At 38.0% G+C, this 16,655-nt stretch carries 15 protein-coding genes; 6 read left to right on the plus strand and 9 right to left on the minus strand.

Going from position 1 to position 16,655, the window contains the following annotated elements:
- Window positions 1–2: 2 nt before the first annotated feature.
- Complete coding sequence (gene addA, locus M3182_RS10185) at window positions 3–3,764, plus strand: helicase-exonuclease AddAB subunit AddA (RefSeq protein WP_251558119.1); 3,762 nt, start codon at window positions 3–5, stop codon at window positions 3,762–3,764.
- Window positions 3,765–3,910: 146 nt separating this feature from the next.
- Here addA and M3182_RS10190 read toward each other — a convergent pair whose 3' ends face one another.
- The 6 genes from M3182_RS10190 to M3182_RS10215 all read right to left on the minus strand — a co-directional run bounded on the left by M3182_RS10190 (window position 3,911) and on the right by M3182_RS10215 (window position 6,084).
- Window positions 3,911–4,129, minus strand: a complete 219-nt coding sequence (locus tag M3182_RS10190) for a spore germination protein (protein WP_251425098.1) — start codon at window positions 4,127–4,129, stop codon at window positions 3,911–3,913.
- 56 nt (window positions 4,130–4,185) lie between these two features.
- Window positions 4,186–4,566 carry a spore germination protein GerPE gene (locus M3182_RS10195; RefSeq protein WP_251425101.1) on the minus strand — a complete coding sequence of 127 codons (381 nt, stop codon included), beginning with the start codon at window positions 4,564–4,566 and terminating at the stop codon, window positions 4,186–4,188.
- Between the two features lie 3 nt (window positions 4,567–4,569).
- A complete protein-coding gene (locus M3182_RS10200; protein ID WP_251425104.1) occupies window positions 4,570–4,749 on the minus strand; it encodes a spore gernimation protein GerPD in 180 nt (59 codons plus the stop codon).
- Window positions 4,750–5,007: 258 nt separating this feature from the next.
- The gene (gene gerPC / locus M3182_RS10205; RefSeq protein ID WP_251425107.1) at window positions 5,008–5,601 is read right to left on the minus strand and encodes a spore germination protein GerPC; all 594 of its coding nucleotides are present in this window, start codon (window positions 5,599–5,601) and stop codon (window positions 5,008–5,010) included.
- Window positions 5,602–5,623: 22 nt separating this feature from the next.
- On the minus strand, window positions 5,624–5,848 hold the full coding sequence (locus tag M3182_RS10210) for a spore germination protein GerPB (protein WP_251425111.1): 225 nt from the start codon (window positions 5,846–5,848) through the stop codon (window positions 5,624–5,626).
- Window positions 5,849–5,862: 14 nt separating this feature from the next.
- On the minus strand, window positions 5,863–6,084 hold the full coding sequence (locus M3182_RS10215; protein WP_251425114.1) for a spore germination protein: 222 nt from the start codon (window positions 6,082–6,084) through the stop codon (window positions 5,863–5,865).
- A gap of 189 nt (window positions 6,085–6,273) precedes the next feature.
- Between M3182_RS10215 and M3182_RS10220 the strand changes: the two genes are divergently transcribed.
- From M3182_RS10220 to M3182_RS10230, 3 genes are all read left to right on the plus strand, one after another.
- Entirely contained in the window at window positions 6,274–7,866 is a 1,593-nt protein-coding gene (locus M3182_RS10220) for a long-chain-fatty-acid--CoA ligase (RefSeq protein ID WP_251557971.1), read from the plus strand.
- Window positions 7,867–7,959: 93 nt separating this feature from the next.
- The gene (locus M3182_RS10225) at window positions 7,960–8,325 is read left to right on the plus strand and encodes a YisL family protein (protein ID WP_432806699.1); all 366 of its coding nucleotides are present in this window, start codon (window positions 7,960–7,962) and stop codon (window positions 8,323–8,325) included.
- Between the two features lie 275 nt (window positions 8,326–8,600).
- Window positions 8,601–10,148 carry a putative bifunctional diguanylate cyclase/phosphodiesterase gene (locus M3182_RS10230; RefSeq protein ID WP_251425122.1) on the plus strand — a complete coding sequence of 516 codons (1,548 nt, stop codon included), beginning with the start codon at window positions 8,601–8,603 and terminating at the stop codon, window positions 10,146–10,148.
- A 228-nt stretch (window positions 10,149–10,376) separates the two neighbouring features.
- On the opposite strand, the gene M3182_RS10235 is transcribed toward M3182_RS10230, so the two are convergent.
- Window positions 10,377–10,937 (minus strand): DUF2777 domain-containing protein, encoded by a 561-nt coding sequence (locus tag M3182_RS10235; RefSeq protein ID WP_251425125.1) that lies wholly within the window; start codon window positions 10,935–10,937, stop codon window positions 10,377–10,379.
- 257 nt (window positions 10,938–11,194) lie between these two features.
- Here M3182_RS10235 and asnB point away from each other — a divergent pair, with 257 nt between their 5' ends.
- Window positions 11,195–13,042: an asparagine synthase (glutamine-hydrolyzing) gene (gene asnB, locus M3182_RS10240; RefSeq protein ID WP_251425128.1), complete on the plus strand. Its 1,848-nt coding sequence runs from the start codon at window positions 11,195–11,197 to the stop codon at window positions 13,040–13,042.
- 240 nt (window positions 13,043–13,282) lie between these two features.
- Entirely contained in the window at window positions 13,283–14,794 is a 1,512-nt protein-coding gene (locus M3182_RS10245) for an alpha-amylase family glycosyl hydrolase (protein ID WP_251557973.1), read from the plus strand.
- 345 nt (window positions 14,795–15,139) lie between these two features.
- On the opposite strand, the gene M3182_RS10250 is transcribed toward M3182_RS10245, so the two are convergent.
- On the minus strand, window positions 15,140–16,003 hold the full coding sequence (locus M3182_RS10250; protein WP_251557975.1) for an SDR family oxidoreductase: 864 nt from the start codon (window positions 16,001–16,003) through the stop codon (window positions 15,140–15,142).
- A gap of 96 nt (window positions 16,004–16,099) precedes the next feature.
- Window positions 16,100–16,591, minus strand: a complete 492-nt coding sequence (locus M3182_RS10255; protein ID WP_251425137.1) for a YajQ family cyclic di-GMP-binding protein — start codon at window positions 16,589–16,591, stop codon at window positions 16,100–16,102.
- Window positions 16,592–16,655: the final 64 nt, after the last annotated feature.

Genomic DNA, 16,655 nt, shown 5'->3' on the forward strand with positions numbered 1-16,655 from the left:
AAATGATTCCTCCAAAACCAGAAGGAGTAACTTGGACGGATGATCAATGGAAAGCCATTATGGCTGGTGGTCAAGACATCCTTGTTGCTGCTGCTGCAGGTTCTGGAAAAACAGCAGTACTGGTTGAACGGATGATTAAAAAAATAACCTCTACTTCGAATCCAATTGACGTTGATGAACTCCTTGTTGTAACGTTTACAAACGCATCAGCTGCTGAAATGCGTCATCGAATTGCAGAGGCACTTGAAAAAGCCATTGATGAGGACCCGAGCTCTGGTCATCTAAGGAAACAATTAAGCTTATTAAACCGTGCGTCAATTTCAACATTGCACTCGTTTTGTCTCGAAGTTATTCGTAAGTACTATTATTTAATTGATATTGATCCAGGTTTCCGAATTGCTGATGAAACAGAAGCACAATTATTACGAGATGAAGTCATTGATGAACTTTTTGAAGAGGAGTATGGAAAGCCCGATAACCACCCTTTTTATCGGTTAGTTGATACCTTTACCAATGATCGTAGTGATGAGGCGTTAAAAGATATCTTGTTAGATTTGTATGACTTCGCAAAGTCGAACCCTTCTCCAGAAGGTTATCTTGAGAAAATCGTGAAAATGTATGATGTTCATCACGAACTGGGGTTCGAGGAACTGCCTTTTTCTAATGTCTTATTGTTTGATGTTGAACTCCAACTTCTGGGAGCAAAAAGGTTATTAGATCAAGGATTAGAGATCACCAGGATGCCAGAAGGTCCTGCACCTCGGGCCGAAAACTTCGAACAAGATAAGCATCTTATTGAAACATTGCTTTCAGCAAAAGAACGATCTTGGAATGCTTTATACGACGCGATGCAGCTAGTTGACTTCAAACGAGCGAAACCATGTAGCCCCAAACAGTACGATAAGGATTTGATTGATAAAGCAAGTAAGCTTCGTGATAAAGCGAAAAAAATGGTACTCGATTTAAAAGCGGAATTGTTTTCGCGTCGTCCAGAGAGCTTTTTAAAGGATATGTTTGAAATGAGAGACGTCATTCAAACTTTAGCAAACCTTGTAAAAGAATTTGATAAGAGATTTGCGCAAGTAAAGCAAGAAAAAGGCCTCGTTGATTTTTCGGATTTAGAGCACTTTACACTGGATATTCTATCTAGTGGAAGAGAAGCCGAACAGCGAATGACTCCTTCAGAAGCTGGACTAGCCTATCGGAGAAAATTTAAAGAAGTCTTAGTAGATGAATATCAGGATACCAATATGGTACAAGAGGCTATCCTTCGTTTAGTGACAGCTGATGGGGAAAACAACGGGAACTTATTCATGGTCGGCGATGTAAAACAGTCGATTTATCGTTTTCGACTCGCGGAACCGAATTTGTTTTTAAGTAAATATAATCGTTTTACTCCAGGTGGAGAAGTTTCGGGTTTAAAGATTGATTTGGCACGAAATTTCCGTAGTCGCGGGGAAGTTCTAGATGGGACCAATTATTTATTTAAACAGATTATGGGTATACAAGTCGGAGAAATTCATTATGATGAAAATGCTGAGCTTATAAAAGGATCACAGTATCCTGAAGAAACATCTTATCCAGTGGAACTTCTATTGATTGACTCAGAAGGTAAGATTTCAGAAGAAGAGCGTGAGGAAGTACTTGAAGGTGGTTATGATTTAGAAGATCTTGAGCAGTCACAACTGGAGGCAAGATTGATTGCTAAACAAGTTAAAGAGATGGTGATGGAGCGTAGGGGAGTCTACAATCCAAAAACCAAAACGGAATCCCCTGTCCGGTACCGTGATATCGTGATTCTTCTCCGCTCGATGACATGGGCACCACAGATTATGGAGGAATTTAAGCAACAGGGCATTCCGATTTATGCGAACTTGTCGTCAGGTTATTTTGATGCAACGGAAGTATCGATCATGCTTTCTTTACTAAAAGTGATTGATAACCCGTTCCAGGATATCCCGCTTGCTTCTGTCCTTCGCTCACCAATTGTCGGTCTAAATGAAGAAGAACTTGCCATCATTCGAATTGTAAATAAGAAAGGAACTTTTTATGAAGCTCTTACTGCTTTCTGTGAGCGAAGACCAACACAGGAACATGAGGAACTTTATGCAAAAGTCCGCCCGTTTTTAGAAAAATTAAAGTCTTGGCGTTCAAACGCGAGAATGGAATCTGTTTCGGATTTGATATGGCAATTGTTTAGGGAAACAAAGTTCTATGATTTTGTCGGAGGACTTGCTGGAGGAAAACAGCGACAAGCAAATTTAAGAGCGCTCTATGATCGCTCGAGACAATATGAAGCAACCTCATTCCGTGGGTTATTCCGTTTCCTACGCTTTATTGAGCAAATGCGGGACCGGGGCGATGATTTAGGTACTGCTGGTGCGATTGGGGAACAGGAGGATGTTGTCCGAATGATGACAATCCACAGTAGTAAGGGACTGGAATTCCCGATTGTTTTTGTCGCTGGTCTTGCTCGACAGTTTAATACGATGGATTTGAAAAAGCCGTATATGCTCGATAAGGAGTATGGCTTTGCTTCTAAATATGTAAACCCGGAAAAAAGAATTTCTTATCCATCCCTCCCACAACTAGCTTTTAAACGCAAAAAGAAAATGGAAATGCTAGCTGAGGAAATGCGCGTACTTTATGTAGCTTTAACCAGAGCGAAGGAAAAATTAATTCTAGTTGGCTCTGTGAAAGAAGTACAAAAAACAGTGGAAAAATGGGCTGACGCAGCCAATGAATCAGACTGGCTCCTTGAGGATTACATGAGAGCTTCCGCTAATAGCTATCTAGATTGGATTGGTCCAGCACTTATTAGGCATCAAGATTCTGCATTGTTAAAAGATTTTGCAGGTCAATTATATACACAGCTTATCCCAGAAGAAATCTCTTCTCACCCTTCTCGTTGGCTTCTTCGTTTCTATGACGCCAATGAGGTGGCTACCTTTATAGAGGAGGAAGAGACTGAACAAGAAATACGCATGGAGAAGGTTCGTAAAGGAAAAACAATCAATCAGAAATCGGACCATGCTGGAAAGGTTTTTGATCAGTTATCTTGGGCTTATTCATACTCTGAGGCAGCTACTCATCGTTCAAAACAATCTGTTACGGAATTAAAACGGAATCATGAAGTACGTGATGCTGAGAGTGGGTTGGATTTGGTGCAGAGATTCTCAAAACCAATTATGAATCGTCCGCGATTTATGCAGGAGAAACAGTTGACTCCTGCTGAAAAAGGAACGGCGATGCATATGGTGATGCAACATATTGATTTATCGAATCCAATCAGCGAAGAAACAATCAAACTTCAGTTAGAGAATATGGTACAGTCAGAGCTTTTATCTTCTGAACAAAAAGAGGCAATTGAAATCCAGTGGATTCTTGCTTTCTTTGAGACCGAGATTGGTCAGCGTCTCTTAAGTGCCGATAAGGTAAGTAGAGAAGTACCATTTTATTTGAATTTATCAGCCAAACAGGTTTATCCTGAATGGGATGGACAAGATGAATCTGTTTTTGTTCAAGGGGTGATTGACTGTATCTTTGAAGACTCCCAAGGTACAGTCCTCTTAGATTTTAAAACAGATCGAATTCAAGATCGTTTTAAAGGTGGCTTTGCTGAGGCAAAACCTATCCTCGAAGATCGGTACCGTGTCCAAATCAGCCTTTACGGTCAAGCGTTAGAAGAGATTTGGAAAAGTCCAATTAAAGAGCGTTACCTTTTCTTCTTTGATGGTGGTCATTTATTAAAACTAGAAAGTTGAAAGTGAAAATGGAGTTGTAATAAATAATAGCAATTTTGTTATAAGAGTATAGAGAAAAGAAGGACGATACAGTTGATTGCTGTATCGGCCTTCTTTATCACGAGGGAAGTGGACTTCCTAAATAATGTGTAGCCAGTTCCACTTTTTTAGTTGTTTCCAGTTATCGGTTGGTCCACTAAATTCGTATCTAAGACATTGCTTGCGTTTAAGCCGTTATTGGTTAAAATAAAACCACCCGTATTGCCGGCTCCTTGACCGGAGATTGATTTCGAACTACTTTTCGGCGAAATAAATAAGGTATCACCGAATTGTACTGTTCCTCCTCCAACATTAACAATCTGAACGGGACCAATGATTGCGGGCATTTAAAACATCCTTTTCTAATAGGCTTTTTCTCCTTATGCACTATATGCAAACTTTATTAGGACTGTTCTTCACTTGGTAATAACTGACGAAAGTGCTTTGTTCGATTTTCTAATGAAACATGACAAGTGTTTCCTATATGAACAATACTTGAAGTTGAGATAGCTAAAATATCCATATTGTTAATTTTTATAAATGGATTTAAATTCTGTTTGTTCATAATTATATTTTCGTTAATAGATAATTGAGGAATAGGCTCTAAAAAAGTTGAATACTGTTCAAATTTTCCCTCATCCCCAAAGTAAATTTCCGCTTCTCTCTGTACAGCCAATGCGCGTGAAAAACCTTGGATCAAGTGAGAGTCACCAATCTCCAAAATAGACGAGAATATACCCGTTTTAACATTGATATTGTTAACAACAGACGTTCTCTGGAACATAAATTATGACTCACGTCCTAGGGGAACGAATGGGCCTATAATTAGTGATTCTGCTGGAGTATCAAAAGTTGAGGCTAACTGGATTGTTTCGGCATCCCCAACAAGTAGAAGAGAGGAACTAGCCACACCAATAACTCGAATATTATCAACACAAATGTCTCTGTTATAAACATTAAAATTCACATTTTTCACCCTTTAATGTATATAGTGTTTGTAAAAAGCTCTTTTCTCAAAGATAGTTGCTGTTTAAAGAAAATAAGGAATAACTTAGCTAGGATTCCATTTCAAAGATCGTTTATAAGATGAGGAAAGAGCTTACAAACTAAGTAGTAAAGTAACGTAGAGAAAAGCTTAGTTCCCATTAAAATCGGCTTTAGGATTTTAACAACAAACTTTACGAAAACAGCCTTGTAAAAAAACTGGGGTATTGCTAGTGAAGATTCACCCTTGTTCTTTAAGTTGGTTTAAAAATAAGAAGACTCCATGCTGAATTTCACCTTTTATCTTTTCAATAATATCAAGTTTCATATCTTCAGTGAGTTCTTTACTTTCTTGAGGAAGATGATTAAGATGGGTGGCAATTCGACTTGAGAGTTGTTTCGTTATATCTTCTTTAATAAACGAGTAGTAAGATTCATCGACATTAAATTGTAATTTTTGTTGAGTTTTTTCGAAAACCTCCGGTAAATTCCCTTCTAAATACTCCCGCAATTCATTTTCAATTTCCATGCTTCTCATGAATTGATCCTTAGGGGCTACCGGAGTTTGAATGTTTTTATTATCTACCGTAAAATCGGAAATTCCCTCTAGGTCAGATGGATTTAAGCCAATATTTAACGTTCCTTCTAAGGTTTCCACTTTTAACTGGTCGAATTTATATTCTATTGTACCTACTTGTACAGGAGGTCGTTCTTTTAAAGTTGATAGTTCCTTTTGCAATTCTGCAAGTTGTTTTTCCAAAGTTTTAATTTTCGTGCTCTGATGTTCCACAAAGTGATGAAGTTCCTTAAGATATTGATATAGTTCATTGTTCATAGAACTCACCTCAATTTAGGATTTATCGAGTAGCACCATGGAGAGGAACCACAAATCCTCCAGAAGCTCCTCCCGCTGTTTGTTGTCCAGAAGTAGGGGCGGGGCCTGTAAAACCTCCAGTATTATATAGATAAGATGCAGGTTTGATGATACCTGCACTTCCGATCTGTAAAACAGAGGAGTTGGTTATTCCGTCCACCTTTATTAGATTAATAGTAATCGATTGTTGGATATAGTAATTTGTCATTTTATCACCTACAGTTATGCGTTAAAGTTATTTCCTTGGTCGATACTATCTTGGTCAAAAGTATTTGTGGAACTTTGATTATTATAAAGGGTCAAATTTTCACCGGTATTAAAAGATCCTGCGCCTGAAAAGGTTTTGGCTGAGGACACAGGCATTATTTTATAAACATCTCCGATATTAAAAACGCCACTACTTCCAACTGAAATGACTTGAACGGCTCCTACAATGGCTGGCATATGACAACACCCTTAAGCAAGTTTTCTTTTACATTCTATGTGAAGATGTGGGGAGTGTGATTAAAAAGCCTAGATTAGGAAATTCATAAAATTCGAAAATTAATTCCTTTAATATCTATCAATATGGTAATATATTATTAGAATTTTCTGTTAGTAAACGTTGTCATTAATTGGAGGGAGGATAACAAAATGGATGTACCTTTAATTTTAACGCAGTTTTTAGACCGGGCCGTTGCTCTGTACGGTGAAAAAAAGGCCATTATATGTGAGGAGAGGGCTTTTACATATTACGAGTTAAATGCACGCGTAAACCGTCTATCAACTGGTTTACGAAAGCTTGGTGTGAAGAAGGGTGACAGAGTTGCTTATCTTGCTCCAAATACCGTTGAAATGCTAGAGGGCTTTTATGGAATCTTTCAATTAGGCGCGGTGATGGTGCCGCTAAATATTCGCCTTAAGCCAGACGACTATTTGTTTATCCTTAATCACAGTGAATCAAAAGTATTATTTGTTGACCAAGACCTTTACCATTTGATTGCTCCAATCAAAGAGAAGTTAGCGACTGTTGAAAAAATTATTGTCCATTATCATGATGGACAAAGTGGTGAGACTGGATATGATGAATGGTTAGGATGTCATTCGTCTGAAAAGTTTGATCGTGAGCCTCTAGATGAACAGGATGTTTGTAGTCTTCTCTATACTAGTGGAACTACGGGGAATCCAAAAGGGGTTATGCTGACTCATCGGAATAACTATTTACATGCACTTAGCTCCATGCACCATCTGCAGGTATGTGATGAAGATGTATTGGTACATGTTTTGCCAATGTTCCACGTTAATGGCTGGGGATCTCCTTTTTACTACACTGCAAATGGAGCCACTCAAGTTTGTTTACGAAAGGCGACTCCAGAAACAATTTATGAAGCGATTGAAAACCATGGTGTAACCATCATGCATATGGCACCGACCGTATTAAACTCTTTGCTTCAGTACTACGAAAAGAATTATCCAGAGTTTAAGCAAGATATTCGAGTTGTTATCGCAGGTTCAGCACCACCACCAGCCTTTGTTACAAGAGTTGAGAAAGAACTAGGCTGGGAATTTATTCAGGTATATGGAATGACTGAATCATCTCCGTTGAGTTTGGTTTCAACCATAAGATCCCATTTGAAAGAACTGCCGTTAAGAGATCAGTATCGCTTGAAGGCGAAAGCAGGCGTTCAAATGATTGGAACACAGGTAAAAGTCGTCAATGATCTTGGGGTGGAGGTAGCTCATAACGGGCAGGAAATTGGAGAAGTGGTTGTCAGAGGAAATGGTGTTATGAAAGGCTATTGGAAGAATGATGAGGCAACAATGGAAACGATACGGAATGGATGGCTTCACACAGGTGACATGGCGAATGTTGATGAGTATGGGAATATTGAAATTGTTGACCGGAAAAAAGATGTCATAATATCTGGTGGAGAAAATATTTCATCTATTGAGGTAGAAGGTGTTTTATATGAACATCCGTCCATACTCGAAGCGGCTGTCATTGCCATTCCACATGAAAAATGGGGGGAAACTCCGCATGCCTATGTCGTTCTAAGGGACGGAGAAGAAGTGACAGAACAAGATTTAATTCAGTTTTCAAGAGAAAGACTTGCGCACTTTAAAGCGATTACAGGTGTAACGTTTGTGCAAGAACTTCCGAAGACAGCTTCTGGGAAAATTCAGAAAGTCCAGTTGCGTAATGACTACTGGGAGTCGATCGGAAAGTCAGGCAAATTTGTAAATTAGTTTTTTGTGGTGGGGCATCGCTACAAGTACTTTAATTTAGGATTTTTCTGTCTTCTATGATATGATAATGAAGAATTTTGTTTTAGGAGGCAAATGAAAATGGTACATGCCCATATGACAGCTTGGTTTTTGGCCCTCATTTTGTTTTTTGTAGCTATAGGATTGCAAAAGAGCGGGAAAGAAAAAGGGTTTAAAGTTTTAAAAATGGTTTTACGAGTGTTCTATATTTTAATTATTGGAACAGGCTTAGGGCTTATTTTTAGCTTAGCGAATATCAGTTTTATGTACATTGTGAAAGTATTAGTTGGAATCTGGGTTATCGCGATGGTGGAAATTATTCTAAGTCGTAAAACAAAAGGGGCATCCACGAAGGTTCCTTGGATTTTATTTATTATTGCTTTGGTGCTCGTTCTATATCTTGGATTCTCACTTCCACTTGGAACATATTTATTTAAATAGTTTATTACTAGAACACGGTTGTCCTTAATGGAATAATCGTGTTTTTTTGTCTTACCTAATCATTCATTAACGGCACAGTTTAGAAAACTTCATAAAACTATAATTAAATAGGGTGTCCTCCTTTCTAATGTGGATTTACCTTATGAATGATTCACTCTGTACTTATTAGTCGGGTAATAGGTTATCGTTTGATATATTGTCATAATTTTCTTTCACTAGTTGTGTTAATTTTAGGGAGGGGATATTGGGGAAATATCTTGAAATTGGAGATTACCATGACAAAGACCTTTTCGATGGTTTATGAAAATGATTCAAAGTTGGAGACTTTTCTACAACAACATTGTTTAAAAGATGGATCTAATCTTTTGATTCAGGTCATTTCAGAGCAGGTGAAGCCAGAGCCGTTTTACGAAAAACTAAAAAAGAGGTTTCCAACTGCAACCATTACAGATATTGCTGCGGAAGAAGAATTACAGTTAAACAAAAAAATATTTTTATCTTTTACCTTAATTGAGGAAACAGTATTAAACTTATTTAGCTATGACTCGGGGACTGGGATTGCAAATAAAATGAAGTTCATGGAAAAGTTGGAAAAGCAAATGAGTCTCTTTCGCAAGCGGAACGAACCATTAGCACTTTTAATTATTGATATCGATCGGTTTCGAACAATTAACGATAATCTTGGTTATGATGTTGGGGATTATATTTTACGGGAGATGGCGTTCCGCTTAAAAGACTCGATCCCTCAGGAAGCCTATTTTGGAACAATTTCAGGAGGTAAGTTTTCGTTGCTGTTAACGAAGAATGTAAAGGTTGGCTCTATCAGGGGAATTGCCAATCAATTACTAGAAAACATTGCAATCCCGTTTTTCTATCAAAATCAAGAAATCTATTTAACAGGGAGTATTGGGATTAGCTTATTCCCTAGTGATGGGCTAAATCAACAAGGTTTATTGAAACATGCCGACACAGCTGTAAATCGTTCAAAGCAACTTGGAGGAAATCGCGTTTGTTTCTATTCATCGAAAATGAACCGCCAAATTCAGAAGCGGTTCAAAAGAGAGAATTTCTTGAGAAAGGCTTTATGTAAACAAGAACTCTTTTTATGTTATCAACCGTTAATGGAATTGAAGACTGGGGTGATTGTCGGCAATGAAGCTCTTTTACGTTGGAATCATCCTCAATTAGGGCTGGTAGCTCCGTCAGAGTTTATTCCCCTTGCGGAGGAATTAGGAATCATTGATCAAATTGGTGCTTGGGCTTTAAAATCAGCCTGTGAGCAAACAAAGAAGTGGCAAATGAATGGATTTCCTCACTTAGGGATTTCCGTAAATGTTTCAGCTCAACAATTTCAAAAGCCATATTTTTATCAGCAAGTGCTTTATATCCTTCACGAAACTGGAATAGCTCCTCATGACTTGACATTAGAATTGACAGAAACAACGATGTTGCAAAGGATAGAATATAGTAAAAGGCTGATTGGAAAGTTTCAGCGACTAGGAGTACGCATTTCGATGGATGACTTTGGCACTGGATATTCTTCCCTAAGCTATTTAAGAAGCTTACCGATCAACTCTTTAAAAATTGATCGTTCTTTTGTCAAGAATCTCCATGAAACACCAATTGATATGGCGATTATGAAGTCAATCATTTCGCTAGCAGAGGGATTAAATATCGACCTTGTAGCCGAGGGAGTTGAAACGAAGGAACAAGCTATTTTGCTTCGTGATATGCGTTGTGATTATGCACAAGGCTATTATATTCAAAAACCACTACCTCCTCACGAATATGTTTGCGTTGCTAAGAGGGATGTGTTGAACTAAGAGTCTGTTTTCATAAAGTTTGTTGTTATTAGCCATTTCTTATGTATAACATTTAAGTTTTGCAAGCTCTTTTCTCATAAGTAAAGCTACTTTTTGTATAACCTAGCTCATTCAGCCGTATTTTTTTGTTCAAGGGCAACAAAGTTAGAGGAAAGAGCCAATTAAAAAGATGGAAGAACTCTTTGATTAAATGAGTTCTTCCATCAACTTCCATGTATAAAAAAAGTCTTATGAAATTTTTTCAATAACTGTACGTTTTCCATTGTTAAGAGTAAACTCAAAACGGTCATTCCTAGTGGAACTATAATCAAAGTGATGCTGGATGCTACAAATTTCTTCTTCGTTATCAAAAATAAGAAAATTTACGCCGTTAACTCTATCTTTAGGGTTGAGGAAATTTAAATGGTTATAGCAATAAATGCAATCATGTACGGAGAATTGTAGTGAATTTAGTGTATTAATAAAATAAAGAAAAGCCTCATCCTGTAATTGTTCGAGTAGCCTTTCTAAAGAGTAAATTAATTGTTTTCGTATCCGAATTGTTTCTCGGTCATGTAAGTCAAATAGTTCGCTCCCACATTGAACACGACCACCTTCTATTAACATCCCCTTCAACCAACAATCCGTACGGGAAATTTCTATTTCTTGATGAAGGAAGTGATCTAATAAAGAGGCCTCCTCTGTTTCCTCATCAAAGAAAACCCATTGTTGATTGATATATTCAATTGTGCCGGTTTCAAACGACCGGTCTTGTTTTTCTATCAGTATTAATCTCTGTTGTTGATTCATCATTATCCTCCGAAAATTAGCTATTCACCATCCTTTCTAGACAGTTTTCTTGAAATTTATAACCCTTGTAAAAGATTTATCTTTTACAATCCTATAATTCCAATCATGCGTAGGTTTAAATTTAGTCGTAAGCCAGTTTTCATTGCTGTATTTAAAGGTTATGATGCCTTCAATAATTGGTGTTAACCATCTAGTTTGTTTTTGCATAACATTAACCATAGCCCAAAAGAATGCACTGTTTGAAAGGATGATGCACTATGTGTGGGATAACTGGTTGGGTCGATTTTAAGAAAAATCTAAAAAACGAACAGAAAACCATCACAAGGATGGCAGAAACTTTGGCTCAAAGAGGACCTGATGATACAAATTTTTGGTTAGAAACCCATGCTGCACTCGGGCATAAGCGGCTTGTCGTTGTTGATCCTGAAGGTGGAAAGCAGCCTATGACCCGAAGTAAGGGTTCTCACCGCTATACCATATGTTATAACGGTGAGTTATATAATACCGAAAATTTAAGAAAAACGCTTTCATTAAAAGGATATTCGTTTAAGGGTCATTCTGATACTGAAGTTTTATTAACTTCTTACATTGAATGGAAGGAACATTGCGTTGAGTACTTAAATGGCATCTTTTCCTTTGCTGTGTGGGATGAACAAGAGGAAAAATTGTTTATTGGAAGAGACCGCTTAGGAGTTAAACCGCTTTTCTATGCGGAAACACCTTCTGGACTTTTATTCGGATCAGAACTTAAAGCCATCCTAGCCAATCCGGAAATCCGTTCTGAAGTCGATCAGAATGGGCTTAGCGAATTATTTGGACTCGGTCCATCGCGAACGCCTGGTAGCGGAGTGTTTAGGGGGATTAAAGAATTACGCCCAGCTCACTCGTTATTTTTTAGTAAAAATGGTTTGAAAATTTGGAGGTACTGGAATGTAAAAAGTGAAGTTCATCAAGACAGCCTAGAAGAGACGGTGGAAAAAGTACGATTTCTTTTCACAGATGCAGTAAAAAGGCAGCTTGTTTCGGATGTGCCGTTAACCACCTTTTTATCGGGTGGGTTAGATTCAAGTGCGATTACAGCCATTGCTGCAAATGAATTTAGCAAAAGTGGAAAAGGTCGATTGCATACCTATTCCATTGATTATGAAGGAAATGATGAGCATTTTAAAGCAAATGAATTTCAACCGGACTCGGATGAAGCCTTCATAAAAAAAATGACAGATTCTTTTAATACAATTCATCATAACTGTGTTATTTCCCAGCAAGAGTTGGTGAATTTACTTGAGGATGCCGTTTATTATCGGGATTTACCTGGAATGGCCGATATCGATTCATCGCTTTTATGGTTTTGTGCGCAGATAAAAAAGGATTATACGGTAGGGTTATCAGGAGAATGTGCAGATGAAATCTTTGGAGGTTACCCTTGGTTCCGAAGGGAAGAGGATCTCAACAGAGATGGATTCCCTTGGATGAGGTCAGTGGAAGCAAGACAAAGCCTGCTGAGGAATCACTGGCAGAAAAAGCTTAATTTAAGTGAATATATGATGCAAAAGTATAGTGATACGTTGGCTGAAGTACCAAGATTAGAAGGAGAATCAGCACAAGAGGCTAAACGACGGGAACTTTTTTATCTGAATATGATTTGGTTTATGACCACATTATTGGATCGAAAGGACCGCATGAGTATGGGAGCAAGTATGGAAGTTCGCGTACCTTTTGCTGATCACCGTTTAGTCGAATATGTTTGGAATATTCCATGGGAGATGAAGATGTATGGAAATCGAGAAAAAGGAATTCTTCGAAAGGCATTAGAAGGGATCTTACCAACCGAAGTCCTTTATCGAAAGAAAAGTCCTTATCCAAAGACGCACAATCCGGTATATACAGAGGCTGTTAAAGAAATGTTATCAGATTATTTACAAGATAAAAACAGTGCGCTTCATGAATTCTTTGATCGGAAGCAATTGATTGAAATGATTGAAACAAATGGAGAAAGCTTTAAGAAACCTTGGTTTGGACAGTTGATGACTGGACCGCAATTGTTGGCTCATATTGCTCAGATTCATATTTGGTTTCGAGATTATCATGTGAATATTGTCGATTAAGTTAAACACCAACTTAGCGAATGCCTTAGCACACTAGGTTCTCTAGTGTGTTTTTGGCAAGTAGAGAAGGGAATTATCCTTGTTCTTCATTTTAAGGGCCTCCTAAGCCTTATTTTGGGGATTGAGATGTTGTCTAATGTTGAAATTCCTCGAATTCTCGTTTGACGTTCAAAAGGACAAGGGATACTCTAGAAAAGAAGGATATGGTGAATACCCTTGTGAATTAGAGGAGGAAGCTTGATGAAAAAAGGAATATTATTTTTCATTGTTTTGCCCTTATTTTTAATATGTGCATTTCCTGTAACAGCAGTGGAAATGGACAAGCGTGAGTGGCAGGACGAAACGATTTATTCAATCATGATTGATCGCTTTAATAACGGTGACAATACGAATGATTTCGAAGTTAACACAAAAGACCCGAGTGCCTATCATGGCGGTGACTTTGAGGGAATAATTAAGCAATTGGATAATTTGAAGGATATGGGATTTACAGCTATTAATCTTTCTCCCATCTTTGATAATGAGAGTGCAGGTTACCATGGGTACTGGGTGAACGATTTTTATGAGACTGAGGAGCATTTTGGGTCGATTGAGACATTTAAGGAACTTGTCAAAGAGGCTCATGAACGTGAAATGAAAGTGATTTTAGATATGGAGATCTACTATGTTGGGGCCAATCATTCATGGTTAACTGATCCAGAGAAAGCAAACTGGTTCCATCAAGTGGAAGAACCGAGTAAAGAATCTTGGCTTGGAAATCGCCCGATGTTGAATTTTGATAACGCGGAAGTAAGGGAATACTTTTTAGATGTAGCTACATATTGGATTGAAGAAACAAAGATTGATGGTTACCGTTTTTACGATGTTCAACAAATACCTGCTGATTTTTGGTCCCAACTCACAGCTACGATTAAGGAAGGAAACGAAGATATTTACTTGCTCGGTGAAGTTTCTTCCGGTGATATAAAATCGATTGCCAAGTACAAGCAGGCAGGGATTGACGGTTTTACAGACTATTTTTCCAACGAGGATTTAAGAGCAGCTTATGCACAACCAGATCAGTCAATGGAATCTGTACTAACCAAACTTGAGCAGAGAGAGAACATTTATGCTAATCCAAATTTAGTCGGCACTTTTTTCGATAATCATAAAACAGTGCGATTTACTACGGATGCGGCGAAATTAAATGAACATCCTGGCCCAAGATGGAAGCTAGGACTTACTTATTTATACACAACACCTGGAATTCCTATGGTCTACTATGGAAGTGAAATTGCGCTGTACGGTGAAGCAGCTCCAGAAAACTACCAGCAAATGAATTTCATGACTGATAAAGAGTTAATAGAATACATTACACAGTTGGGCGAGATCCGGGGAAAAACACCTTCTTTAACTAGAGGTTCAATGGAAGTACTCTTTGAAGAAAATGGAATGCTTATCTATAAACGCGAATACGAAGGGGAAACTTCAGTAATCGCAATCAACAATACTTCAGGAACAAGAAGTGTTGAAATCAGTGCCGCAGATTTACAGGACGAGAGGGAGCTTCGAGGGATGCTAGCAGGCGATTTAATCCGAAGTGTTGATGGAAACTATAAAATTGTTCTTGACCGAGAAGAAGCAGAAATATACATTCTGGCAGAAAAAACGGGAATCAATATTGCTTATTTAATAGCGATTAGTGCAGTGATTTTATTGTTTATACTCTTTATTGTTCTCCTTAAGCGCAGGTCTAAAGAAAATCCCGTATGATTTAATAAAAGCGGTTGGACAACGAGTTTGTCCAACCGCTTTTTTAAAGGCTCTTTTCTCAAACTTTGTAGCTTTTAGCTATAAAAAGAAAAGAATTAGCTGTTTTATCACTGGACAGCAACTTTAAATCAGAAAAAGAGCCAGTAAACATAATATGAACATACAGTATGGCTTATCCTGCGTTAAAATCGGCTTTAGGATTTTAACAACATTCTTTACGAAAATAGCCTTTCTAAAAATCTCAAAGATATTTCCTCAGTCCGAATTTAGTATTTTTTTATGCTAAACGGACGCTTTTACAACCATTTTGTTCTGAATAGCTGAATTCTCATCTATTCACGATAACTACCCGTTTACAATCGTCCCGCCGTTCACATGTAACGTCTGTCCGCTAACATAGGCCGAGTCATCGCTAGCTAGATAAACGTAAGCAGGCGCCAGTTCATGTGGCTGTCCAGCTCTGCCCATTGGCGTAGTGGAACCAAAAGTTTCGACTTGATCCGCGGGAAAAGTAGATGGAATTAGTGGTGTCCAAATTGGCCCTGGTGCAACGCTATTGACTCTAATGCCTTGTTTTGCTAATGACATCGCTAATGATCGGGTAAATGAAACAATGGCTCCTTTTGTGGCAGAGTAATCAATCAACTGCTCATTTCCCTTATAGGCCGTAATTGAAGATGTATTGATGATTGAGCTTCCTTGTTTTAAATGAGGAAGAGCTGCCTTTGTTAAATAAAACATTGAAAATAAATTGGTACGAAAAGTTTTTTCAAGCTGTTCGGACGTAATATCAAGAAAATTCTTTTGAGGATGTTGTTCCGCAGCATTATTCACTAAAATATCAAGTTTGCCCAATTCGCGTACCGTCTGGTCAATACTACTCTGACAAAAGGCCTCGTTGCCAATATCACCAGAAATCAATACACACTTTTGCCCCTCTTCCTCGATTATTTGTTTTGTTTTTACAGCATCCTCGGATTCATTTAAATAAAGGATTGCAACATCTGCTCCTTCTTTTGCGAAATAAATCGCGACAGACTTTCCGATCCCACTGTCCCCTCCGGTTATGAGCGCTACCTTGTTTTTTAGCTTCCCAGAGCCTTTATACTCTTGGTTTACAGATATAGGGATTGGATTCATCTCTTTTTCTGTCCCTGGTTGATGATTTTGATGTTGTGGAGGAAATGTTTTTTTCTGTTTGTTTGTCACGCAATCAACTCCTTTAAAGTACTCGTTTTGTTAATTTTGATTAATTCGAGTTGAAAAAAACGTGGAAATAAAAAACAGTCCATTGCTGGACTGTTTTTAACGATAATTCATGAATTGAACATCAACAGTTAGGTCTGCTTCTTTCACTAGGGAAATAATCTTTTGCAGGTCATCTCTATTCTTTCCAGTAACACGGACTTGGTCATCTTGAATTTGACTTTTCACTTTTAGCCCGCTGTTTTTGATGAGGGCGGTAATCTTCTTGGCATTGTCTTTATCAATCCCAGAAATTAATTTGGCGCGCTGACGCACTGTTCCACCAGAAGCCCCTTCGATCTTTCCGTAATCAAGATTCCTTGTTGGCACTCCGCGTTTAATTAACTTGCCAAGGAGTACATCTTTTAGTTGTTCAAGTTTGTACTCGTCATCCGAAATAAGGACCAATTCTTCCTTATCTAAGCTAATATCGCTTTTGCTACCTTTAAAATCATACCGTGTGCTAATTTCCTTCATCGCAATATTAATGGCATTTGTGACTTCAGATAGGTCAACTTTGGATACAATATCAAATGAGCTCTCTTTAGACATACTCAACCTCCGAAAACATTTTTCATCATGGCTTCATTATAGTAAAATATAGCAGTTCAAACAA

It is taken from the genome of Mesobacillus maritimus (genome assembly GCF_023715205.1).
Taxonomy (GTDB): domain Bacteria; phylum Bacillota; class Bacilli; order Bacillales; family Cytobacillaceae; genus Mesobacillus_B; species Mesobacillus_B maritimus_C.